Raw genomic sequence first — 21,732 nt, forward strand, 5'->3', positions numbered from 1 at the left:
ATGTCCTTTAGAACCTGTACAAGACGCCAGCCGAGCCCAGCAGGTGGGTCTGGTGGCGCGGCAGCGGGGCCTGGCGCAGCGCGGCGCTCTCGCCGGCGAACAGCGGGCCGGACGCGCGAGTGCGGGCCAGGTCGGTGATGACCCCGTAGCCGCGGAGCGAGAAGGTCAGGGCGATGCGGCCGAGCAGCAGCTCGAGGTCGGCGCCGACCCGGACGGTGAACGCGCCGACGATCTGGGCGCCCGCGCGGCCGCCCTCCAGCTCGTAGCGGATCGCGTGCGCGAGGCCGCCGACGCCGGCGTCGAGGGCGAAGTGGCCGATGTCGCCGCGCGCGAGGAAGAGCAGGGCGCCGAACTCGGCCAGCAGCAGGTCCTGCGAGATCAGGTCGTTGTCGCTGCGGTAGCGCACCGAGCCCGAGCGCACCGCCACCTCGAGGGCGATCGGCGGGCGGATCCGGACGCGGCCCAGCGCGCCCACTCCGCCCGCCGCGACCGAGTTGCCGAGGTAGCGCGCGTCGAGGTCGACGACCCGCGGACGCAGGGGCGGGATCTGCAGGCCGACCCCCTCGACGCCGATCGCCCAGCGCCGCACGGGCACCCGCTCGCTGAGGCGCGGGTGAGCCGGTCGCGCCGGGACAGTCGTGAGGGCGGCGGGGGCCGCGGCGCCGACGACGGGGCCCGGGGCAGGACCGCCGGGGTCGGGCGAGGCGGAGGGTCCGGCCGCGCGGGCCGGGACGGCGAGGCCGAGGGCGAGGACGGCCGACAGGGCCCACGGTCCGCGGGCGGGGATCTCGCGAGCTCGGACCATGCGCCGGCAGGAGCATAGGCGCTCGGGCGCCCCCCGCGGTAGCCCCCTGGAGGGCCCTGCAGGCGATCCTCACGGCACCGACGCGTCGGTGCGACGGGCCCGGCTTCCTCCACAACTTGCGGCGGGGGCCGCGGAGGCGATAGTGAGCAGAGGTGCCGCTTCGCAGCATGACAGGGTTCGGCGCGACGAGCTGCGTCACCGAGATCGCCGGACAACCGATGCGGCTCGGGGTCGAGCTCCGCTCCGTCAACCAGCGCTTCCTCGAGGTGAAGATCCGCCAGCCGTTCGGCGCGGCGGCCGAACACGCGCTGCGGCGCAAGGTCGAGGCCCGGCTGCGTCGCGGTCGCGTCGACGTCTACGTCCACCTGCAGGCCGCGCTCGGGGCCGCGGCGCTCGGGCCCGCGGAGCTCGAGCGGGTCGCCGAGGTGCTGGCGCAGGCGCGGCAGATCGAGGTCCACGCGCAGACCATCGGCTCGGGCGCGCTGGCGCCGTTCACCGCGCTCGATGTCCTGCGCCTGCTCGCGGCCCGCAGCAGCGGCGCGGGCGAGGCCCCGTCCGCCGCGCCCGCCGAACTCGACGGCCTCGTCGATCTGGCCCTCGATGCGCTGTGCGCCATGCGCGAGCAGGAGGGCGCGGCCCTTGAGGCGGCGCTGCGCGAGCTCGCCGGGGCGCTGCGAGGCCACACCGAGGCGCTGCAGACCGCCCGCGCCGGCGAGTCGGAGCGGCTGCTGACGCGCCTGCGCGAGCGGGTCGCGGCGCTGTGCGAGAAGGCCGGCGTGAGTCCGCCGCCGCCGGAGCGCCTGGCCCAGGAGGTTGCCGCGCTGGTCCAGCGCGGGGACATTGAAGAGGAGCTCGCGCGCATCGACAGCCACCTCGGTCAGCTGCGCTCGACCCTCGACGCCCCGGCCCAGGGCGGGCAGGGCAAGGTCCTGGATTTTCTGGCGCAAGAGCTGTTCCGGGAGCTGACCACGATCGGCAGCAAGATCACGAGCCACGCCGGCTCCGCGCTCGTCATCGCCGCCAAGGGGGACGTGGAGCGCATTCGTGAACAGGTTCAGAATGTCGAGTGATTACAAAGGTTTGTTGCTCGTTGTTTCAAGTCCTTCTGGAGCCGGCAAGACGACCCTCTGCCGGCGCCTGCGGGACGAGTTCGCGCAGATCCAGTTCAGCGTCTCGTACACCACGCGGTCGCCGCGCGCCGGCGAGCTGCACGGGCGCGAGTACTTCTTCGTCGACCGCGACGCCTTCACGGCGATGGCCGCGCGCGACGAGTTCGCCGAGTACGCGCTGGTCCACGGCAACAACTACGGGACGTCGGCCTCGCTGGTGCGCGAGGCGCTAGCCAGCGGCACTGATCTGCTGTTCGACATCGACTTCCAGGGCGGGCGCCAGCTGCGGCGCTGCTTCCCCGGCGACGTGGTGCTGGTGTTCATCCTGCCGCCGTCGCTCGGCGAGCTGCAGCGGCGACTTCAGGGCCGCAACACCGACGCGCCCGAGGTCATCGAGCGCCGCCTGCGGGTCGCCCGCGACGAGCTCAGCCACTACGGCGAGTACGACTACGTGATCGTCAACGACGACCTCGATCGCGCCTACGCCGCGCTGCGGGCGATCTATATCGCCGAGGGCCACCGCTGCGCGCGCCAGCGCAGCGCCGCCGAGGCCGTGCTGTCGGGGCAACAGGTGCTGGGCATCGCCCGCGGCGGCGGCAAGGAGGGCGCGTGAGCGAGACTGCCTGTGAGCGGCCGTCGGAGCCGAGCGTGACGACCCTGTTGGCCGAGCTGCGCGTCCACGGCGTGACCGACACGAGCGCGGTCGAGAAGGCATTCGCGCTGGCGGAGAAGTGCCACGCCGGCCAGGTGCGCAAGAGCGGCGAGCCGTACCTGACGCACCCGCTGCGGGTCGCGGAGACGATCGCTCGCCTCGGCCTCGACACCAGCAGCGTGGTCGCGGCGCTGCTGCACGACGCGGTCGAGGACAGCGACCTCTCGGTGTTCGATCTGACCGAGCAGTTCGGCGGCGAGATCGCCGGCATCGTCGACGGCGTGACCAAGCTCGGCAAGGTGCCGTACCTGTCGCGCCAGGAGCAGCAGGCGGAGAGCTTCCGCAAGATGCTGCTGGCGATGAGCCAGGACATCCGCGTCCTGCTGGTCAAGCTCGCCGACCGGCTCGACAACATGCGGACGCTCGAGCACATGCCGGGCGACAAGCGCCAGCGGATCGCGCGCGAGACCATGGAGATCTACGCGCCGCTGGCCAACCGGCTCGGGATCCAGTGGATCCGCACCGAGCTGCAGGACCTGTCCTTCCGCTACCTCGAGCCCGCCATCTACGACGGCGTGCAGAGCAAGATCGACGGCCTGTTCGCCGGCGCGCCCGAGTTCGTGGCCCGCGGCCTGGCCGAGTTGCAGGCCGCGTTCCTGCCCCCGGCCGGACAGGTCGCGCCGGCGCCGAGCGACCAGCCGGAGGACGAGCGCGTCGAGTGGCCGGAGGGGCTGTTCGGCCGGGCCAGCGTGCGGGCCAGCGTGCGCCGGCCGTACCAGGTCTACCGCCTGTCCGAAGAGCAAGACGAGGGCGTCGACCAGGTCTCGGACCTCGTCACCTTCCACATCATCACCCGCGACCGCGCCGGCTGCTACGCCGCGCTCGGGGTGGTCCACGGCCGCTTCACGCCGGTGCCGGGCCGCTTCCGCGACTACATCGCGCTGCCGCGGCAGAACCACTACCAGGCGCTGCACACCGCGGTGATGGCCCACGGCGTCCGGCTGACGCTGCAGATCCGCAGCGAGAGCATGGACGACGTGGCCGAGAAGGGCATCGTCTCCGAGTGGCGCCGCGACCGCGCGGGCTCGAAGGGCTGGCAGAACCTGACCTGGCTCAAGAGCCTGATGGACTGGCAGGGCGAGGTGTCCGACCCGCACGAGTTCATCGCCGCGGTCAAGGCCGACCTGTTCGCCGACGAGGTGTTCGTGTTCACCCCGCAGGGCGACATCCACACCTTCCCGCGCGGCGCCACGCCGATCGACTTCGCGTTCGCGATCCACACCGACCTCGGCAACCACTGCTCGGCCGCGCGGATCAACGGCCACATGGTGCCGCTCCGCTATCAGCTGCGGCAGGGCGACACGATCGAGATCATCACCACGCCGAACCCGGCGGTGCGCAAGGAGTGGCTCAAGATGTGCCAGACCTCGCGCGCGCAGGCGCGGATCAAGCAGTACCTGCGGCAGCAGGAGCGCGGCCGGCTGCGCGCTCTGGGCCGCAGCCTGCTCGACACGGAGCTGGCCGGGCGCGGGCGCAAGCTGGCCGACTTCGAGGCCCAGGGGCAGATCGCTAGCCGGATCGCCGACCTCGATCTGCCGAAGGATCTGCGCAGCGAGGACGGCCTGTACGAGGCGCTGGGCGCCGGGCAGGTCACGCCGGCGGTGGTCGCCGACGCGCTGGCGCCGGTCGCCGACGAGGACGACAACCTGTTCAAGCGCGTGCTGCGGCGGATGTCCGGCAAAAAGCCGGGGCCCAAGCTGCCGGGCTTCGGCCGCCTGGCCCCCGGGCAAGGCGCTCCGGGCTCGCCGCTGCTGGTCACGCGCGAGCGCATCGAGGCCGGCACCAGCGGGGCGCCGATGATCCAGCTCGCGCCGTGCTGCTCGCCGCTGCCGGGCGATCCGCTGATCGGCTACTTCGTCCCGGGCAAGGGCATCGCGGCCCACGTCGAGGGCTGTCCCGAGGCGCTCGGACGGATCGCCGAGCGCCGCCTCCACCTCGCGTGGGAGTCGGGCCTGGAGATCGACGGCCCGGTCACCCTGGAGGTCCGCACCACCGACACCGTCGGCTTGCTCGCCGAGATGAGCCGGGCCTTCTCGCACCACGGGATCAACATCAAGCAGGCCAACTGTCGCGCCTACGACAGCGGTCGGCGCGCCATCAACACCTTCCAGACCACCGTCCGCAGCCTCAAGCAGCTGTCGTCGCTGATGGCGACGCTGCGGGACATCACCGGCGTGCTGGCGGTCGAGCGGGTGTTCTCACGCGCCGATTGACCCAAAGCACCGGGTGGGCAGGGGGCCGGCGGGCGCAGGCCCCGTCCGCGCGGTTGACAAGCCCGATAAGCCCGGTTATCCCTCCGCCCTCCCGCAAACAGGACCTCCGCGATGGCTTCCTTCACTGCAGTCACCAAGCGCAAGCGCGCTCGTCGTAACAAGAACGCTGGCCATGCCCGCAAGATGAAGCTGGGCAAGCACAGCACGCTGTCCGCCACGGAGCTGTTCGCGGCTCTCGGCGAGCCCGGCAAGGCGGCGCCCAAGAGCGCCGCGCCGGCGAAGGGTTGAGCTCGCCGCTCGCCCTGCAGAACCCAGGCGCCCGCCTGCGCGCGCGAGATCGCCGCGGCGACGCCGCCGGTGCGTTTCCACGGCCGTTCACGGCTCTTCGCGTCCGTCGCCCGATCTCCCCGAGCGGGCCGATCGGGTGCGGAACCGCGAACGAGACGCGTTTCGTGGGGATGCACGGGCGGGGTCGCACGGCCTCGTGGTTTTCGTCGCGAGTGAACCATGCGAAGGTCGCCGTGGCGCCGGGCGCCGGGCCCGCTGTGCGCTTGATCAACTACCTAGCAGCGCATAGTCTCGGAGCGCGACTTCCCTCCTGCTGGAGAACCCATGACGACAGCGACGACCGGCGCGCCAACTCTCTCACCGGGAACAGTGATCGACGGGACGTACACCCTCGGCGCGGTGGTGCGAGAGCGCGGCGGCAGCGTGACCTACGAGGCCACGGACCTCAGCGGTGGTCAGGTGGAGGTCAGCGTGTACGCGGCCGGCTGCTTCGTCTCGCCGGTGGCGCTCGAGCGGAGCCTCCGCGAGCTGCGCCAGCTCGAGAAGGTCCAGTCGCCCCTCATCGTGCGGGTGATCGACACCGGCAAGATGTCGCAGGGCGGCATCTACGAGGTCCACGAGCGCCTCACCGGCGTGCCGCTGTCCAGCGCGGGCAGCCTGCCGCCGGCCGAGGTCGCGCAGGTCGTCCACGACGTCGCCGCCGCGCTGGCGGCCGCGCAGAAGGTCGGGGTGGTCCACCGCAACCTCGGGGCCGACTCGATCCTGCGCGAGGGCAGCGACATTCGCCTGTTCAACTTCGCCGTCGGCGATCCGCAAGGCGGCGTCAGCTTCGGCGCCATCGATTGCATCGCGCCCGAGCAGGTCGAGGGCAAGAACATCGACGAACGCACGCTGGTGTACAACCTCGCGGCGCTGACGTACCGCCTGCTCGCGGGCCAGTCGCTGTTCACGACGGAGGACACCGGCACCGCGCTGCTGCAGCACGCTGCCAGTCTCCCGCCCGAGAGCTCGATGCCGGCGCCGCTGTTCGCGGGCCTGGCGAAGGATCCCAAGGCGCGGCCGGCGTTGTCCAAGTTCCTCGGCGATCTCGGCGACATCGTCCGCGACTTCCCGCGCGACCCTCGCGAGCAGGACGACCCTATGAACGACCCCGACGCGCTCAATCCGGATCGCGCGGCCCCCAGCGGGGCTGCCACGCCCACCCCTGAACCCGCCGCGGCCCCGTCGGCCGCGCCGCCGCCAGCCGCCAAGCCGGTGCTCGGCGCGCCGCCCTCGGTCGGGCCCAAGATCGGCGCGCCGCCGCTGCTCGGGCCGCCGACGATCGGCAAGCCGCCGGGCGTCGCGCCGCCCAGCGTGGCCGCGCCGACGTTCGCGCCGCCGAGCGTGACGCCGCCGACCCTGTCGGCGCCCAACCTGTCGGCGCCGCCCGCCGCGGCCCCCAGCGCCGCCGCGGGGACGCAGAGCGCCAAGCCCCGCACGCGCGGCTGGACCATGTTCATGGAGGCCACCGACGGCGAGTCCGGCGGCGCCCCGGCGCCCGGCGTGCCGGTCGGCGGGCCGTTGCCGGTGGCGACGCCCGTGGCTGCGCCGGCTCCCGTGGCTGCGCCCGCGCCCGCGCCCGTCCAGGCGGCCCCGGCTGCGCCCGCGGGTGCGAGCGGCGAGGTCAAGCCGAGCACGCGCGGCTGGACGATGCTGATGGACGAGCCCGAGGCCGACCCGGCCACGCTCGCGGTCACCACGCCCGCGGCTGCCAGCGCCCCGGCGCCCGCCAGCCCGACGGTGCGCGGCTGGACGATGCTCGAGGAGCTCAACGACTCGCTGCCGGGCGTGCCCCCGCCGGCCGCTGCGCCTGCGGCCGCGCCCACGCCCGACAAGGCCGATCCGGCCCCCGCGGCTGCGGCTGCGGCCGGCGGCGCGCCGAGCTCGCGCGGCTGGACCATGTTCATGGAGGCCGAGCTGCAGGGCAAGGAGGAGCCGAAGGCCGAGCCTCCGGCGGCCGATCCCGAGTTCTACGACGGCCAGGTCACCACCGACTCGGGCACCGTCGTCGCCTTCGCCCCGAGCGCAGGGGCCCCGCAGGCCCGCCCGCGCGCCAGCGAGGCGCCGGCAGACCTGGCCCCAGGGACAGAGGAGATGACCTCGTTCGGCTCGCGCTTCCGCGGCGCCGAGGCCGAGGCGCCGGCGCCCGCCGAGGCGGCCCCGCAGCCGCCGCCCGACCTGCCGAGCTTCGCCGGCAACTCGAGCTTCGACTTCGGCGGCCTCACGCCTCCGGCCAAGCCGCAGCCCGAGCCGGCCAAGCCGACGGTGTCGGCCGCGCAGCCTTCCACCCCGCCCGAGTCGGTGTTCGCCACCGCCGAGGCGGCCGAAGGCGCGGGCGGCGGCTCGAAGGTGCTGATCATCGTCATCGTGGTGCTGGTGATCGCCGCGGTCGCCGTGATGGCGCTGACGAGCTCCTGAGGCCCGCACGAGGCCAGGGCAGGGGCGTCCGGCAGGCCGTGCCGGGCGCCTCTTCGCGTTCGCGGCGGCGCGAATTCGCCGTGCCGTTCGACGCTCGCGTTCGTGGCGGGGCGGGTCGCTCTGCCCGCGCTCAATTTTCGGACCGTGTCAGCTGCGCATGCCGGCCCCGAGACCCGAGCGCGCCGGTCGATCCGCAGCTCGCCGCGAGCGCGAAGGGCCTGTCCTCACGGACAGGCCCTTCATCCCAGGTCCGTTCCGACATGTCCCCGTGGACATGTCCCCACGGACATGCTCATTCGGCCAGGCGCGTGCTCAGGCCTGCTCTTCCTCGTCGATCTCCGGCAGCTGGTACACGATCGTGCGGTCCTGCTGCTGGCCCTCGACGGCCTCGACCTCGCCCTCGCTCTCGCCTTCACCCTCGCCGGCGTCGACGTCGGTGTCGACGATCTCCTCGTCCGCCTCGGCCTCGGCCTCGACCCCCTCGTAATTGTCGACCACCATCTCGGTGGCGACCGGCGTGGGGCTCGACACAGGGATGTTGAGGGCGTTGCCCGCCTTCCAGTCCTCGATGGCTCTGCACAGCACGGCGTAGTCGATCATCGGCGGCATGGTAGTCCGCGGGCGTGGCGCCGCGCAACCTGGTCCACCGGCCCACGCGCCGGCGATCCGCGGGTTCGCGGGGACCGGCGGCCTCGCCGGCAAACGGGCGGGAGGCGCCGCCGTCGGGGCCGCTGCTGACGGGCCGGGCCGCCTACAGCCCGCGCTGAGCGCAGACCTCGCCGATCTGAGCCGTGACCTGATCGGGGGGCAGGGTGCCGTCCAAAACTACGATCTCGCCGAGGTCTCCGCGCTCGCGGGCCGCGTCGTAGAGGCGGGCGACGCGGCGCTGCAACTCGAGCGCGTCGAACCGCTCGCTGACGGCGGCGCCCTCGGCGGCGCGGCGCTGGACGCGGGCGAACGCCACCTCGGCGGGCACGCGGAGGAACACGTAGAGGTCGGGCGCCGGGGCCGCGTGGTTGATCGCGCGGACCCAGTCGAGATCGCAGTCGAGGGACTGGTACGCGAGCGAGGACAGGAGGTAGCGATCGGAGACGACGACGCAGCCGCGGCGGCGGGCCGGATCGATCTCGTGCGCGATGTGCTCGAGGCGATCGGCGGCGAACAGGAGGGCCAGCGCGGCCGGATCGATGGGCTCGGCGTCGACGTGGAGGCGCTCGCGGATAAGCCGGCCGATCGCGCCGCCGCTGGGCTCGCGGGTCTCGTGCACCTCGTGGCCGCGCTGTCGGAGCCAATGCGCCAGCGCGCGCGTCTGCAGCGTCGTGCCGCTCCCGTCGATCCCCTCGATGGCGATGAAACGTCCGCCTGACTCACGCATCGCGCGAGCCTAGCAAAAGTCGCGCGCGCCTTGGCGCGTCCGGGCTCGGTCGCGGATTCCTCGCTCAGGGAGCGCCCGCGTGGCACACTCGCTCCGGCCCAAGGAGTCTTCGCCTGTGAATCAGCACCCGCCGTCCTCCACTGTACCGCTGGGCAGCTCGCAAAACCCCGCCCAGCCGCAGTACGTGCCCGCACAGCTCGGCGTGGCAGTGCAGCTCCCCGGGTCCTCGCAGCCCCACCCGGGCGCGGCGCCGATGCCGGGGCAACAGCCGTACCCGCAGGCGCAGCATCCGCCGCCGGGCGCCTATCCCCAGGGACAGGCGCCGATGGCCGCCCAGCAGCACCCGGGCCAGTATCCGCCGGGGCAGTACCCGCCGGGTCAATACCCGCCGGGACAATATCCGCCCGGCCAGTACCCGCCGCCGGGGCAGTACCCGCAGGGCGCCTATCCCCAGGGACAGGTGCCGCAGCAGCCGGTGCAGCAGGCCCACCACCACCCGCAGTCGGGCCCGGTGCCGCCGCCGCCCGGCAACGCGCGCATGGACGAGCTGCAGACCGGTGGCTCGCGCACGGTGTTCGAGTTCACGGGCACCCACGCCAAGTCCGAGACCGGCGGCCGCACCTTCGTCGGCAGCCTCGACAGCATGCCCGACCTGTCGCGCGAGCGACCCGAGCGCATGGCCAGCAACCTCAGCCCGGGCATGCCCTCGTGGCTGATCGTGCTCGTCGGCTTGCTGGTGGTCGGCGGCGGCGTGGCCTATGCCGCGTTCCTCGGCGGCCAGGCCAGCGAAGAGACCGCCAACGCCGCGCCCGCCGAGACGCCGCCGCCCGCCGCGACCCCGCCCGCCGCGGTCGATCCCGCCGCTGCCGGGACGCCGCCCGCCGCGGGCGTGCCTCCGGTCGCCGGGACGCCGCCCGCCGCGGGCACGCCGCCTGTCGCGGGCACGCCGCCCGCGACCACGCCGCCCGCGACCACGCCGCCCGCGACCACGCCGCCCGCGACCACGCCCACGCCGGAGCCGGCCAAGACGACGCCGAAGAAGACGACGACGCCGAAGAAGACGACGCCGAAGCCGGAGCCGCCGAAGGAAGAGCCCAAGAAGACCATCAAGCCGAGCAAGCCGCCGCGCGAGGTCTGGGCGACCTGCCGCCGCCCCCGAAGTGAGCGTCACTCGGCCATCGTGAGGCGCCGAAAGAGCTCTGTCCCCACGGACAGGGCTCTTTGTGCATGTCGCAAGAGACATCTCGCCGGGTGACGGCGCGAGGCCGCGGTCATCGCCGCCGCGCGTCCCGTGATCGCCATCGTTCAGCGCAGGGAGACACCTGTCCTTCGCGCCATGCCCCCGGAGACATGCCCCGGAGGCCCTGTCGTTTCAGACCTGTCCTGAAGGACCTGCCCGATCAAACACCCGGCGGATCGGCGCGGGCGACCAGGACCTCGTCCTCGCCGGCGGGCTCGACCTCGGTCCGGCGGTCGGGCGACGGCTCCAGGCCCTTGCGCACGCGCACCACGCTGCCGGGTCGATCGCCGTGCTCGTAGGCGGTCATCCAGCCGGGGGGCAGCTGCGGGCCGGTGCGCTCGAACACGTAGCGGGCGTCGCGCGGCGACAGGTTGACGCAGCCGTGGCTCTTGCGGTGGCCGAAGCCGTCGTGCCAGTACGCGCCGTGGAGGGCGAAGCGGCGCCAGAAGTACTGCACCCACGGCACGGCCTCGACGTGGTACGGCGAGTCCTCGGCGTCCTCGGCGCGGTTGCGCATCGGCCCGTAGGCGAGCTTGTTGCGGATCCGGTAGACCCCGCGCGGCGTGGCGGTGTTGGGCTTGTGGCCGGTGCCGCTCGACACCAGGGTCACGAAGATCGGCTGCTGGCCGCGCATCACCGCCAGCGTCTGCTGACCGAGGTCGACGTCGACCCACGTCTCGTCGTCGCGGATGTCGTCGAGGGCCGGGCCGTCGACCCATAGCCGCAGCTTGTCGGCCTCGACGTAGGCGGACACGCCGGGGCCGAAGTGGTCGGGGATCTCGAACCACCGCGCCCCGCCGCCGCGCAGCGGCTCGGGCTTCACGTCGAGCGCCTGGTGGTACTCGAGCTGACCGCCCGGCGCGGCCTTGAGGCTCGGCTGGCGCCGCAGCACCGCCTCGCGGGAGACCGCCCACGCGGCCGCGAGCCCGGCCGAGATCGGGCGCACGGTCAGCTCGCGGCCGAAGAACTCGCTCGGCTTCTCGAACTTCAGCCCCTCGAGCGGCACGACCTGCTCGGCCCCGTCGAGCATCACCTTGCCGTGGCCCGGGATCTGGAGCTCCTCGACGAACGCGTACTGGTGATTGGCCGCCAGGATCTCGAGCGGCTCGGCCCCCTGCGTCAGGGCGAACTTGCTCTTGTAGCGCGGCACCTCGACCAGCAGGTTGCCCTGGCGATCGGCCCGCGGCTTGGCGTAGATGAAGGGCACCAGCAGGCCCTCCGGGATCAGCGGCTGCAGCACCGGCTCGCGGTCGTCGGCCACCGCGTTCTTGAGGCAGGCGTAGCTGTCGTGGTCGACGCGGGCCCAGCCCTCGCCGGGGCAATCTGTCCCCGAGACCAGCTCGTACACGGCGAAGGTGCTGCCGCCGTCGATGCGGCCGCGCATGTCGCTGCCGTGGCGCGGGGCGGCGTAGACGACGATGGTCCGCGCGGCCCCGCGGATGCCGATCGGGAGCGGTCGCGTCACGACCTCGGGCGCCGCCACCTTCGGCCCCTCGCCGGGCGCGGCGGCCGGGCGCGGCGGCTCCGGCGGGGCGTCGCCGGGTTCGGCCCAGGGCTCGTCGTCCGCGTGCGCGGCCTCGCGGACGGCCTCCGGACGGGCGACCGCCACGTACGCGTCCTCGACATCCTCCTCGTCGCAGCTGGGCCCGAGCGTCAGCAGGGCGGCGGTGGGACCGATGGGCAGCGCGAGGCCGGCGAGGGCGGCCAGCCAGGCGGGGCGTGAGGTTCGTACGGGGGGGCGGACATGATCGGGGCGGGGGTTGTGCCAAGCTCTTCGGAAGTGCAGAGCTTCTCAGGGACTTCCGAGTACATCGTCTCTCCCGAACTGTCGCGCGCCGTCGACGTCGCGGTCGCACTCGGCCGGCCGCTGCTCGTCAAGGGCGAGCCCGGCACCGGGAAGACGCTTCTGGCGCGAGATATCGCCAATTTCTTCGAGTGTCCACTGGAGCGTTGGCATGTCAAATCGACGACGAAAGCGGTCGACGGACTGTATCAGTACGACGCGGTGCGGCGCCTGCACGACTCGCGGTTCGGCGACGGCGACGTGCGCGACATCTCTCGCTACATCAGCATGGGGCCGCTCGGCCGCGCGTTCGCCAGCGAGCGGCGGGTCGTGGTCCTCATCGACGAGATCGACAAGGCCGACCTCGAGTTTCCGAACGACCTGCTCCATGAGCTCGACGCGATGGAGTTCACCGTCCCGAGACCGGCGCCATCGTCGCGGCCCGTCAGCGGCCGATCGTGATCATCACCAGCAACAACGAGAAGGAGATGCCCGACGCCTTCTTGCGCCGCTGCGTGTTCCACTGGATCGAATTCCCCGACAAGGCGCTCATGGCGCGGATCGTCCGCGTCCACCACCCGGACGTCGAGGACAAGCTGCTCGCCGGCGCGCTCGAGGCGTTCTACACCCTGCGGGCGGTCGAGGGCCTGCGCAAGCCGCCGAGCACCAGCGAGCTCATCGACTGGCTGTCGGCGCTCCGCTTGTCGGGGATCGACCCGGCCAAGCTGCTGGGGGCCAAGATCCCCTTCCTCGGCACCCTGCTCAAGAAGGAGCAGGACATCGACAACGTCGGCCGCCGCCTGAAGGCGAGGACAGGTTCGTAAGGACATGTTCGCAACGCCATACGAATCGCCCGGCGGGGCCCTGTTCCTCGAGTTCTTCTACGCGCTGCGCTCGCGCGGCGTGCCGGTCAGCACCCACAACTGGCTGGCGCTGCTCGACGCGCTGTCGCGCGGCCTCCACCAGAACTCGCTCGACGGCTTCTACCAGGTCGCGCGCTGCCTGCTGGTCTCGTCGGAGGTCCACTACGACGAGTTCGACCGCGTGTTCGGCCAGGTCTTCCGCGGCGTCGAGGCCGACCTGCGCGGGCTCCTCGCCGGCGTCGAGGCGTGGCTGCAGGACCCGAAGGCGCTGGCCGAGCTCGACGAGGCGACCCTCGTTGCGCTCAAGGCCCTCGACCTCGAGACGTTGCGGCAGGAGCTGCTCGATCGGCTCAAGCGGCAGAAGGAGCGCCACGACGGCGGCAACACGTGGGTCGGCACCGGCGGCACCTCGCCGTTCGGCCAGGGCGGGCAGAACCCGGCCGGGATCCGCGTGGGCGGGCAGGGCGGAGGCCGCTCGGCGCTGGCCGTCGCCGACGCGCGCAGGTTCCAGGAGTTCCGCAAGGACGTCGTCCTCGACACCCGCCAGATCGCCGCGGCCCTGCGGCGCCTGCGTCGGCTGTCGCGCGAGGACGGCAAGCTCGAGCTCGACCTCGACGAGACGATCGACGCCACCGCCCGCAACTGCGGCGACATCGAGGTCGTGCTGACCCCCGAGCGCCACAGCCAGGTGCGGACGCTGCTGCTGCTCGACGTCGGCGGCAGCATGGACCCGCACGCGCACCTGGTGTCGCGCCTGTTCAGCGCGGCCCACCAGGGCGGCGGCTTCAAGGAGCTGCGCTCGTACTACTTCCACAACTGCGTGTACGGCCGCGTCTACGAGGACGCCCAGTTCCGCAAGCCGGTGCTCACGAGCAACCTGCTGCGCGAGCTCGACCACAAGTGGACGGTGATCGTCGTCGGCGACGCGTACATGCACCCGGGCGAGCTGACGATGACGAGCGGCGACTGGTGGGAGTCGAACCGCGGCCCCTCGGGCCTGACGTGGTTGGCCCGCATCGCCGATCGCTTCCCGCGCTCGGTGTGGCTCAACCCGGAGCAGCCGAGCCTGTGGCGCTCGGGCACGATCGCCGAGATCGCGCGGGTGTTCCCGATGTTCCAGCTGACGCTGGGCGGCCTCGACGACATGGTCAATTCCTCCGCCGGCCGACCGTGAGCGCCGAGCGGCGCATGCTGATCCAGCGGCTCGCGCGCGCGGCCTGACGTGGGCTCGCCGGCTGCATGTCTTGAAGGACAGGTGATGCCGACGGGCCGCGCTCGTCGGTGAGCGCGCTCCGCCGGTCGCCACGCGCCGGTCCGGAAGGACACGCGACGCGGACGGGCGCCGACGCGCGACCCGCCCTGGCCGAACGGGCGTGTCTCGCCGAACGGACATGATGGAAGTCGCCGAGATCGATGCGTCCGCCCGATCGGTCGTCACCTGTCCGAACGGACATGATGGAAGTCGCCGAGATCGATGCGTCCGCCCGATCGGTCGTCACCTGTCCGAACGGACATGATGGAAGTCGTCGAGGTCGCCGGCTCGCGCGCGGTCTCGACCTGACCGAACGGACATTCTGCGCGCCGCTCGTTGACGACCTGACCGAGCGGACATGGCGATGAGGGCCGCGAAGCCGCGCCGCGTTCGCCGCTGCGCCCTCTCGCGCGCGCGTCGCCGCTATACTCGCGGCCGTGAAGCGAAGCTCGCGCAACTTGTTGATCGGCGGCGGCATCCTCTGTGCGACCTGGGCCGTATTGATTCCGCTGCTGTTCCGGGAGAGCTACAGCGAGACCGCGCTGAAGGGCCCGATCGTCGACACCTGGTCGGTGCCCGCCCTCGAGCCGGCGACGGTCGTGCTGCCCGGCGCGATCTGGGCCTCGGTCCCCGCGCGCACCGCCGACGGCAAGGTGGCCGGTTGGGTTCACGAGGGCGCCGAGGGCAAGTTCGTCGCGCTCGAGGAGGCCACGGGCCGCGTGCTGTGGCAGGCCTCGACCGGCCCCGTGCCGGCCGACCTCGTGCGCAAGGACGGCTGGCGGGTCAACGAGCGCGTGCCGGCGGTGGCGGTGACGCTCGCCGGTGCCGGCGCTTTCCTCGTGGCCGGGAACCGCACGTGGATGCTCGTCGCCGAGGGCGGCGGCTCGGTCAAGTCCGGCGAGTTCCCGCCGCAGGTCCCGCCGGCCACGGGCGCCGCGTGCCTCGTCGACGGCAACTTCTGGATCGGCATCGCCGACGAGCGCGACGGCGGCATCATGCTCAGCGCCGCCGGCGTGCTGGCCGACGTCCGCAGCGATCGGCCGGCGGGGTGCCTGCACGCGGGCGACCCCACCAGCGAGCTGAGGGTCATCAGCCCGCTGCAGAACGCTCACGCCGATCCCACGCCGTACGCCGCCGACGATCGCGTGCGCGGCTATCCGCCCGAGGTCTGCGGCAAGTACAGCAAGTCGCAGCGGATGCGGACCGGCAACGCCTGGTGCTCCGACTTGCGGACCACCGACGGCGATCCCAAGCGCGCGGTGATGCTGCACATCAGCGACATCGTGTTCCGCCAGGAGGAGGACTGGTTGCTGGTGCGTCGGCCGAACTCGGCGGACGCCGTCGACTTCGCCCCCAGCATCACCGGCTTCGAGCTGTCGTGGCCGCGGGCGTTCTTCGACGGGACCGCGTACCGCAACGTCACCGTCCAGAACAACCCGTCGTCGACCTCGTTCGAGGCGAAGAAGGTCGAGGCGCGCACCGAGGTGACCGAGATCGTGACCTCGATCTCCCGCACCGGGGAGCTGCAGTGGGCGCGCACCATCGGGCGCGGCGACCTGCCCAACGTGTCGCCCGATTTCGCCGAAAGATGGTACTACGCGCGGTCGCTGCTGCTCGCCTCGCACCCCGGCTCGCCGTCGCAGACCTTGTACGTGTTCAAGCCCGGGATGCTGCTCGCCCTCGATCAGGCGACCGGGGCCCCGCGCTTCCAGGTCGGCGCGCCGCTGCCTCCGCCCACCTGGTGAGCCCCGGCTGCGGGGCCACGCGCCCCGGGCCGCGCTGCTCGGCGAGGGCGCCGATGTGCTTGAGGACATGTCGTGAAGAGCATGTCCTTCAAAACATTTCTCACCGGACATGCCTTCAAGGACCTGTCTCGGCGAGCAGCTCCTCGACCATCGCCGCGACCTCGGCCGGGCGCTCGGCCTGGACCGTGTGGCCGGCGCCGGCGATCGTGCGCAGCTCGGCGCCGAGCTTGTCGGCCAGCACGCGCCCCGCGGTAGCGAGCGCCGGCGAGTCGGCGCCGCCGACGACCACGCGCGCGGGCAGGCGGAGGCCGCCGAGGTCGTCGAGCAGGGCGGGGCGCGAGGCCCAGGCATGGACCGCGCGGGCCATGTCGGGCCGGTCCATCGCCTGCAGGTGGGCCGTGGTCGCGCCGCGCACGTCGGCCGCGGCGTCGGGCGCGTGCAGCCCGGCGAGGATGCTCGTGAGGACAGGGCGCGGGCCGAGCGTGCGCAGGATCGTCGCCAGCGCGCCGAAGGTCAGGCGGTCGCGCGCGCTCGCGGCGTACGGGTTGGCGGCGACGAGCACGAGAGCGCCGACCAGCTCGGGGCGCGCGCGGGCCAGCTCGACGGCCGCGGCGGCGCCGAGCGAGGTGCCGACGACGATCGCGTCGCGGACAGCGAGCGTGCCGAGCACCGCGGCGAGGTCGGCGGCCAAGTCGGCGGTCGAGAACGCGCGGGCGGTGCCGCGGCTGTCGCCGTGGCCGCGCAGGTCGACGTTGACGACGCGCGCGCGCGTGGCGAGCCGCGCGGCGACGGCCGCGAAGCTGCCGCGGTGGGCGAGCAAGTTGTGGGCGAGCACGACGACGCGGGCCCCGCTGCGGCCGAGCTCGTCGAAGACCACGCGCTGACCCTCGCGGACGATCGCCGGCATGATCCCTCGTTTGCCACGACGTCGCGTGAGCCGGCAAGTCCGCGGCTTGAGCCGTCGCGTTGCCTGCGTTACCGTGGGGTGAGGAGCCCTCCGTGCCGGTCCGCATCATCCCAGGCGCCGTCAGCACCGACCGCCTGCGCGCGCTCGTGATCGCCAGCGGCGAGGCGCAGCCCGCCCTGACGATCGAGGCGCTGCAGGGCGGTCCCGCGCCGGCGCTGAAGATCCGCGCGCACGCGGCCGGCGACTCGCGCATCGATCAACACATCCGCAAGGCGGGGCTGTCGCTGTGGGTGTGCGAGGCCGAGGGCCTGCGGCCCGGCGCCGATTATCACCTGCGCGCCGGCAGCGAGCGGCCGGTCCACGTCAAGACGTTCCCCGCGCAGCTGCCGAAGGCCGGCATCTCGCTGGCGCTGGCGAGCTGCTACTACGAGGCGTTCGGGCGCCACAAGGACTACCTGCAAACGCTGCAGTCGGCGCCGAGCTACGGGCCGCTGGCGGCCAAGCTGCTGGTGGGCGACAACATCTACGTCGACGTCGGCGCCGCGCCCGGGCAGGCCCGCAGCGGCGCCGAGGAGACCGTCGGGCGCTACTTGCAGTACTACTGGCGCAGCGGCTACGCCGACGTGCTGTCGTACCTGCCGACGTTCTGCCTGTGGGACGACCACGAGCTGTGGAACAACTACCCCGAGTGGCAGATCCACCTGGCGCGCAGCATGGCGAACGCGCGCGCCGACTACACCGCGGCGGCCCTCGGCTCGCTCAAGCTGTTCCAGTCGGTGCTGAACCCGCCGCCGGCGGCGCGCTCGGGCCTGTCGTATCGCTTCGACATCCCGCCGGTGTCGTGCTTCGCGCTCGACCTGCGAGCCGGCCGCACCGTCATGAAGACCGCCAGCCCGCGCATGACCAGCGAGGCGAAGCTGGTGGCGTTCGAGCGCTGGGCGGCCGACCTCCAGGCCCCGGGGATCGCCATGTTCGGCCAGCCGCTGTGGATCGCGCGCGGCAACTGGATGGACTTCCAGCCGCCCGACTTCTCGGAGGAGTACACGCGGATCTGGCGCGCCCTGACGAACGCGCCGTACGACGTGCTGGTGCTCTCGGGCGATGTCCACCACAGCCGCCTGCTCGAGCTCGACACCGCCAAGGACCGCAAGGTGTGGGAGCTCGTCAGCTCGCCGGCGTGCATGATCCCGACGATGGAGTCGATCGGCGCCCAGGCGTTCGACGTGCAGGACAAGGGGATCCTGACGTTCCCGCTGGCCTATCCCGGCGGCCCGTCGGGCCCGCCGAACCTGCGCGCGTACCACTTCGGCACCGAGATCAGCAACACCGTCGCCTTTTTGAAGCTGGCGCCCGCCGACGCCGGCGGGATCGCGGTGACCACCTGCTTCATGGACCTGACGACCAAGACGATCGCCCGCAACCAGCGGCCCCGCGTCGCGGCCCCGCTGGCGGCGCCGCAGCCGGAGTGGTGCCAGACCACCTTCGTGCTCAAGAAGCGGGCGTGAGCGCGGGATGTCTGGAGGGGCAGGTTCGCATGGCCATGTGCATTCGGTCATGTCCTAACGGGCATGACGCAAGGGACAGCCGTGCCTGAGCGCCCGCGAATGGACATGTTGATTGGAGCGTGCGCGATCGGTCATGCTCGAACGAACATGTCGATGAGGGCATGACGCGTCTGCCGGGGCGAAACCAGCTCCGGGCCCGCGAGGCTCGATCGCCGCCGCGCACCAAGCGGCAGACCCCAGAGGGGCCGTCCGCCTGGTCCACGACGAGGCGCGCGGGGCGTACGAGCTACTTCGCGGCCGGCACCGCGGCGAGCACCGGCAGGCGCACGCGGCTCGCGTGGGCGGCCGCGCGGTGGACCTTGTGCGTCGCTTTTTGAAGTCGCCGGCCGCGGCCTTGAAGATGTTGGGCACGAAGGTCTGCGGGTTGCGGTCGACCAGCGGGAACCAGGTGCTCTGGACCTGGATCATCACGCGGTGCCCCTTTTTGAAGGTGTGGAGGACGTCGAGCAGCGGCACGCGCACCTTCGTCACCTTGCCGGGGACGAACGGGGCCGGCTTCTCCGCGCTGTCGCGGAAGCGGCCGCGCACGACCTCGCTGCGGACCATCATCTGGTAGCCGCCGAGCTTGCCGTACTTGACCTCGTCGCGCTCGCCCCGGGTGGCCCCGGTGTTGCCCGGGAGCACGTCGATGAGCTTGACGATCCAGTCGGCGTCGGTGCCGGTGGTCGACACCCACAGCTCGGCCTCGACCGGGCCGGCGACGGTCATGTCCTCGGCCAGCGGCGGGGTCTCGTAGACCAGCACGTCGGGCCGGCGGGCGGCGAACCGCTGGTCCTCGGTCATGTACTCCTTCGTCATCCCGCCGGCGATCTCCTGGGTGAAGGGGACCGGGCGGGCCGGGTCGCTGTCGAACGCGTCGAAGCCTGACCTGGTCTTCGGGACATCCGCGGTCAGCGATCCGCCTTCCCGAAGTACATGTCCTTCGCGCCAGCCTGCGGTGGCCAGGCGGGGAAGCTGTGCCAGCCGTTCGCCCCGGTGTCGAACAGGTGGGCCTCGCCGCTCGGCGGGGCGCCGACGCCCTTGAGGAAGTGCTCGAAGAACGGCAGCTCGAGCCGCTCCTGGTACTCCAGCGAGGTCTTGGCGCCGAACTCGATGTCGCCGAGGCGCTCGCCCTCGGTGCGCGACCAGCCGCCGTGGCCCCACGGGCCCATGACGAGGATGTTGTAGACGCCGGGGTTGTCGTGCTCGACGGTGCGGTAGATGTTGAGCGGACCGTACAGGTCCTCGGCGTCGAACAGGCCGCCCACGACCATGACCGCGGGGGCGACCTTGCGCAGGTGCGGCAGCAGATCGCGCTTTTGCCAGAACTCGTCGCGGTTCGGGTGCTCGAGCATCTCGTTCCAGAACGCGATCTCGCCGTGCAGGTGGCGCTCCTGCAGGTTCTTCAGCGGACCGGCGTCGAGGAAGAACTGGTAGCCGTCGCCGGTGCCGTGGTCGAAGCGCCGGTTCCACTCGGTGGTCGGCTGCGGTCGCGGCTTGCCGAACGAGGAGAAGAAGTTGAACGTGTGCGGCAGGAAGAACGCGCCGTGGTGGTGGAAGTCGTCGTACCACCAGTCGGCGATCGGCGCCTGCGGGCTGACCGCCGCCAGCGCCGGGTGCGGGTCGATCATGCCGGCGGCCGCGTAGAAGCCGGGGTAGGAGATGCCGTAGAGGCCGACCTTGCCGTTGTTAGCGGCGACGTGAGCGACCAGCCAGGCGATCGTGTCGTAAGTGTCGGTGCTCTGGTCGACGTCCTTCGGACCTGACTTTTGGGCCAGGTGCGGCGTCATGTCGACGAACTCGCCCTCGGACATGAACGCGCCGCGGACGTCCTGGTCGACGAAGATGTAGCCGGCGCGCAGGAAGATCGGGCTCGGGCCGATCCGCTCGGGGAACTTGTCCGCGCCGTAGGGGCTGCAGCTGTAGGGGGTGCGCTTCAGCAGGATCGGGTAGGTCTTCGAGGTGTCCTTGGGGATGTAGATCGCCGTGTGCAGATGCACCCCGTCGCGCATCGGGATTCGCACCTCGCGCTTGGTGTAGTGCTCGGCCAGGTAGGCGGACACGGCCTGACCCTGGCTCGCGGGCGGGGCGGGCGCGGCGGCAGAGGCCGCCGGGGCCGATTCCGGGCACGGGGCGCCGGCTGCGGGCGTCTGGACGGTGTAGGCGGGTCGGCACGCCGCGAGGGCGAGGGCCACGGCGAAGGCACGCTGGGCGACGCTCACCGCTCCGGTATACTCCGGCCTCCGCGCGGCGGACAGCCCACGAGCAGCCAATGAGCATCGGAATTCTGACGAGCGGGGGCGACGCCCCGGGGATGAACGCGGCCGTTCGCGCCGCTTTTCGCTGCCTCAAGATGCGCGACCCGGACTGCGAGATCGTGTTCTTCCGCGACGGCTTCCGCGGCCTCGCGCGCCGGCTCGACTCGTCGTCGGATCGCAACGTCGACCGCCGGGCGGTCCGCGACATCATCCACCGCGGCGGCACCTTCATCGGCACCGGTCGCGTGCCCGAGCTGCTGCTGCCGCCCGAGGGCCACGCGAGCTACGCCGAGCGCGTGGCGGCCCGCGACGACTTCCTCAAGGTCGCGGCGATCAACCTCTACCAGATGCGGGTCGACAACCTGATCGTGATCGGCGGCGACGGCTCGTTCCGCGGCGCCCGCATCATCGGCGAGGCGTTCCGCCAGCACTTCCCGCGCCGGCCGTTCCGCGTGATCGGCATCCCCGGCACCATCGACAACGACCTCCACGGCACCGAGTACTCGATCGGCTACGACACCGCGCTCAACAACGTGGTCGACGCCATCCGCAAGCTGCGCGACACGATCGAGTCGCACCGCCGCGCGATCATCCTCGAGGTCATGGGCAACACGTCGGGCTGGCTGGCCCTGCAGTCGGCCATCGCCGGCGGCGCGGCGGTGGTCGCCATCCCCGAGGTCGAGGAGACCTGGGACCACGACCGCATCGTCCGCTCGCTCGACGCCGGCGTCCGCCGCGACTACCGCTACTTCATCATCGTCGTCGCGGAGGGCGTGCGCCGCCGCGCCGGCGAGGACTGGTGCGAGGGCCTGAAGCACAAGCTCGAGTCCGACCGGGCCATCGAGTCGCACCTCGGCCACCCGATGGAGGTGCGCATCAACTCGGTCGGCCACATCGCCCGCGGCGGCAGCCCGACCGCGCTCGACAACACCCTGGCCGGCCTGCTCGGCTCGGGCGCCGCCGACGTGGCCCAGATCGGCGGCCTCGACGGTCAGCCGGCGGCCGAGGGCGACGTGATGGTCGGCTGCCGCGGGCCGCGGACGATCCTGACCTCCCTCGACGAGGTGATCGACTGCTCGCCCCGCCTCGTCACCCGCGACAGCGAGCTGTACCAGCTGTCGCAGCGGCTGATGCTCAGCGCCGAGCAGCCGTTCTGAGGCTGGCGCCTCGAGCAGGTGCCG

At 72.3% G+C, this 21,732-nt stretch carries 16 protein-coding genes and 2 pseudogenes; 12 read left to right on the forward strand and 6 right to left on the reverse strand.

Features of this window, described 5'->3' with window-relative positions; all coding sequences use genetic code 11:
* Positions 1-7 precede the first annotated feature (7 nt).
* Positions 8-805 carry a hypothetical protein gene (locus tag OV079_RS10545; protein WP_267767957.1) on the reverse strand — a complete coding sequence of 266 codons (798 nt, stop codon included), beginning with the start codon at positions 803-805 and terminating at the stop codon, positions 8-10.
* A 167-nt stretch (positions 806-972) separates the two neighbouring features.
* Between OV079_RS10545 and OV079_RS10550 the strand changes: the two genes are divergently transcribed.
* From OV079_RS10550 to OV079_RS10570, 5 genes are all read left to right on the forward strand, one after another.
* Positions 973-1,875, forward strand: coding sequence for a YicC family protein (locus OV079_RS10550; RefSeq protein WP_267767958.1), 903 nt, complete (start codon positions 973-975; stop codon positions 1,873-1,875).
* Positions 1,865-2,527, forward strand: a complete 663-nt coding sequence (gene gmk, locus OV079_RS10555; protein ID WP_267767960.1) for a guanylate kinase — start codon at positions 1,865-1,867, stop codon at positions 2,525-2,527. The genes OV079_RS10550 and gmk overlap by 11 nt, the downstream gene beginning before the upstream one ends.
* Positions 2,524-4,839 carry a RelA/SpoT family protein gene (locus OV079_RS10560; RefSeq protein ID WP_267767962.1) on the forward strand — a complete coding sequence of 772 codons (2,316 nt, stop codon included), beginning with the start codon at positions 2,524-2,526 and terminating at the stop codon, positions 4,837-4,839. Before gmk ends, OV079_RS10560 begins: the two co-directional genes overlap by 4 nt.
* 111 nt (positions 4,840-4,950) lie before the next feature.
* Complete coding sequence (locus OV079_RS10565) at positions 4,951-5,127, forward strand: hypothetical protein (protein WP_267767963.1); 177 nt, start codon at positions 4,951-4,953, stop codon at positions 5,125-5,127.
* Positions 5,128-5,496: 369 nt separating this feature from the next.
* Positions 5,497-7,584 (forward strand): serine/threonine protein kinase, encoded by a 2,088-nt coding sequence (locus OV079_RS10570; RefSeq protein WP_267767966.1) that lies wholly within the window; start codon positions 5,497-5,499, stop codon positions 7,582-7,584.
* A gap of 312 nt (positions 7,585-7,896) precedes the next feature.
* Here the strand turns inward: OV079_RS10570 and OV079_RS10575 are convergent, their stop codons facing one another.
* Both OV079_RS10575 and tmk read right to left on the reverse strand, forming a co-directional pair.
* Positions 7,897-8,184: a hypothetical protein gene (locus OV079_RS10575; protein WP_267767967.1), complete on the reverse strand. Its 288-nt coding sequence runs from the start codon at positions 8,182-8,184 to the stop codon at positions 7,897-7,899.
* Positions 8,185-8,335: 151 nt separating this feature from the next.
* The gene (tmk, locus tag OV079_RS10580; protein WP_267767968.1) at positions 8,336-8,959 is read right to left on the reverse strand and encodes a dTMP kinase; all 624 of its coding nucleotides are present in this window, start codon (positions 8,957-8,959) and stop codon (positions 8,336-8,338) included.
* Positions 8,960-9,074: 115 nt separating this feature from the next.
* Here tmk and OV079_RS10585 point away from each other — a divergent pair, with 115 nt between their 5' ends.
* On the forward strand, positions 9,075-10,214 hold the full coding sequence (locus OV079_RS10585) for a hypothetical protein (RefSeq protein ID WP_267767969.1): 1,140 nt from the start codon (positions 9,075-9,077) through the stop codon (positions 10,212-10,214).
* Between the two features lie 145 nt (positions 10,215-10,359).
* Here OV079_RS10585 and OV079_RS55735 read toward each other — a convergent pair whose 3' ends face one another.
* Positions 10,360-11,808 carry a L,D-transpeptidase gene (locus tag OV079_RS55735; RefSeq protein WP_267767970.1) on the reverse strand — a complete coding sequence of 483 codons (1,449 nt, stop codon included), beginning with the start codon at positions 11,806-11,808 and terminating at the stop codon, positions 10,360-10,362.
* A gap of 135 nt (positions 11,809-11,943) precedes the next feature.
* Here OV079_RS55735 and OV079_RS57620 point away from each other — a divergent pair.
* From OV079_RS57620 to OV079_RS10610, 4 genes and pseudogenes are all read left to right on the forward strand, one after another.
* Positions 11,944-12,806: pseudogene (locus tag OV079_RS57620) on the forward strand (AAA family ATPase).
* Between the two features lie 4 nt (positions 12,807-12,810).
* A complete protein-coding gene (locus OV079_RS10600; RefSeq protein WP_276602662.1) occupies positions 12,811-14,019 on the forward strand; it encodes a VWA domain-containing protein in 1,209 nt (402 codons plus the stop codon).
* Between the two features lie 278 nt (positions 14,020-14,297).
* Positions 14,298-14,465, forward strand: coding sequence for a hypothetical protein (locus OV079_RS10605; protein WP_267767971.1), 168 nt, complete (start codon positions 14,298-14,300; stop codon positions 14,463-14,465).
* Between the two features lie 69 nt (positions 14,466-14,534).
* On the forward strand, positions 14,535-15,842 hold the full coding sequence (locus tag OV079_RS10610) for a hypothetical protein (protein ID WP_267767972.1): 1,308 nt from the start codon (positions 14,535-14,537) through the stop codon (positions 15,840-15,842).
* A gap of 115 nt (positions 15,843-15,957) precedes the next feature.
* On the opposite strand, the gene OV079_RS10615 is transcribed toward OV079_RS10610, so the two are convergent.
* Positions 15,958-16,749, reverse strand: coding sequence for an alpha/beta fold hydrolase (locus tag OV079_RS10615; protein WP_267767974.1), 792 nt, complete (start codon positions 16,747-16,749; stop codon positions 15,958-15,960).
* 92 nt (positions 16,750-16,841) lie between these two features.
* On the opposite strand from OV079_RS10615, the gene OV079_RS10620 reads away from it, so the two are divergent.
* Positions 16,842-18,254, forward strand: a complete 1,413-nt coding sequence (locus OV079_RS10620; RefSeq protein WP_267767975.1) for a metallophosphoesterase family protein — start codon at positions 16,842-16,844, stop codon at positions 18,252-18,254.
* Between the two features lie 54 nt (positions 18,255-18,308).
* On the opposite strand, the pseudogene OV079_RS10625 reads toward OV079_RS10620, so the two are convergent.
* A pseudogene (locus OV079_RS10625) lies at positions 18,309-20,305 on the reverse strand (CocE/NonD family hydrolase).
* 260 nt (positions 20,306-20,565) lie between these two features.
* On the opposite strand from OV079_RS10625, the gene OV079_RS10630 reads away from it, so the two are divergent.
* Positions 20,566-21,708 carry a 6-phosphofructokinase gene (locus tag OV079_RS10630; RefSeq protein ID WP_267767976.1) on the forward strand — a complete coding sequence of 381 codons (1,143 nt, stop codon included), beginning with the start codon at positions 20,566-20,568 and terminating at the stop codon, positions 21,706-21,708.
* Positions 21,709-21,732 lie beyond the last annotated feature (24 nt).

Origin of the sequence: Nannocystis pusilla, assembly GCF_026626665.1 — a bacterium.
Taxonomy (GTDB): Bacteria; Myxococcota_A; Polyangia; order Nannocystales; family Nannocystaceae; genus Nannocystis; species Nannocystis pusilla.

Bases quoted from the DNA above. Each gene is read 5' to 3' on its own strand.
- OV079_RS10615 (WP_267767974.1), bottom strand. From the start codon at position 16,749: ATGCCGGCGATCGTCCGCGAGGGTCAGCGCGTGGTCTTCGACGAGCTC.
- OV079_RS10565 (WP_267767963.1), top strand. From the start codon at position 4,951: ATGGCTTCCTTCACTGCAGTCACCAAGCGCAAGCGCGCTCGTCGTAAC.
- gmk (WP_267767960.1), top strand. From the start codon at position 1,865: ATGTCGAGTGATTACAAAGGTTTGTTGCTCGTTGTTTCAAGTCCTTCT.
- OV079_RS10545 (WP_267767957.1), bottom strand. From the start codon at position 805: ATGGTCCGAGCTCGCGAGATCCCCGCCCGCGGACCGTGGGCCCTGTCG.
- OV079_RS10605 (WP_267767971.1), top strand. From the start codon at position 14,298: ATGATGGAAGTCGCCGAGATCGATGCGTCCGCCCGATCGGTCGTCACC.
- OV079_RS10575 (WP_267767967.1), bottom strand. From the start codon at position 8,184: ATGATCGACTACGCCGTGCTGTGCAGAGCCATCGAGGACTGGAAGGCG.
- OV079_RS10550 (WP_267767958.1), top strand. From the start codon at position 973: ATGACAGGGTTCGGCGCGACGAGCTGCGTCACCGAGATCGCCGGACAA.
- tmk (WP_267767968.1), bottom strand. From the start codon at position 8,959: ATGCGTGAGTCAGGCGGACGTTTCATCGCCATCGAGGGGATCGACGGG.
- OV079_RS10630 (WP_267767976.1), top strand. From the start codon at position 20,566: ATGAGCATCGGAATTCTGACGAGCGGGGGCGACGCCCCGGGGATGAAC.
- OV079_RS10600 (WP_276602662.1), top strand. From the start codon at position 12,811: ATGTTCGCAACGCCATACGAATCGCCCGGCGGGGCCCTGTTCCTCGAG.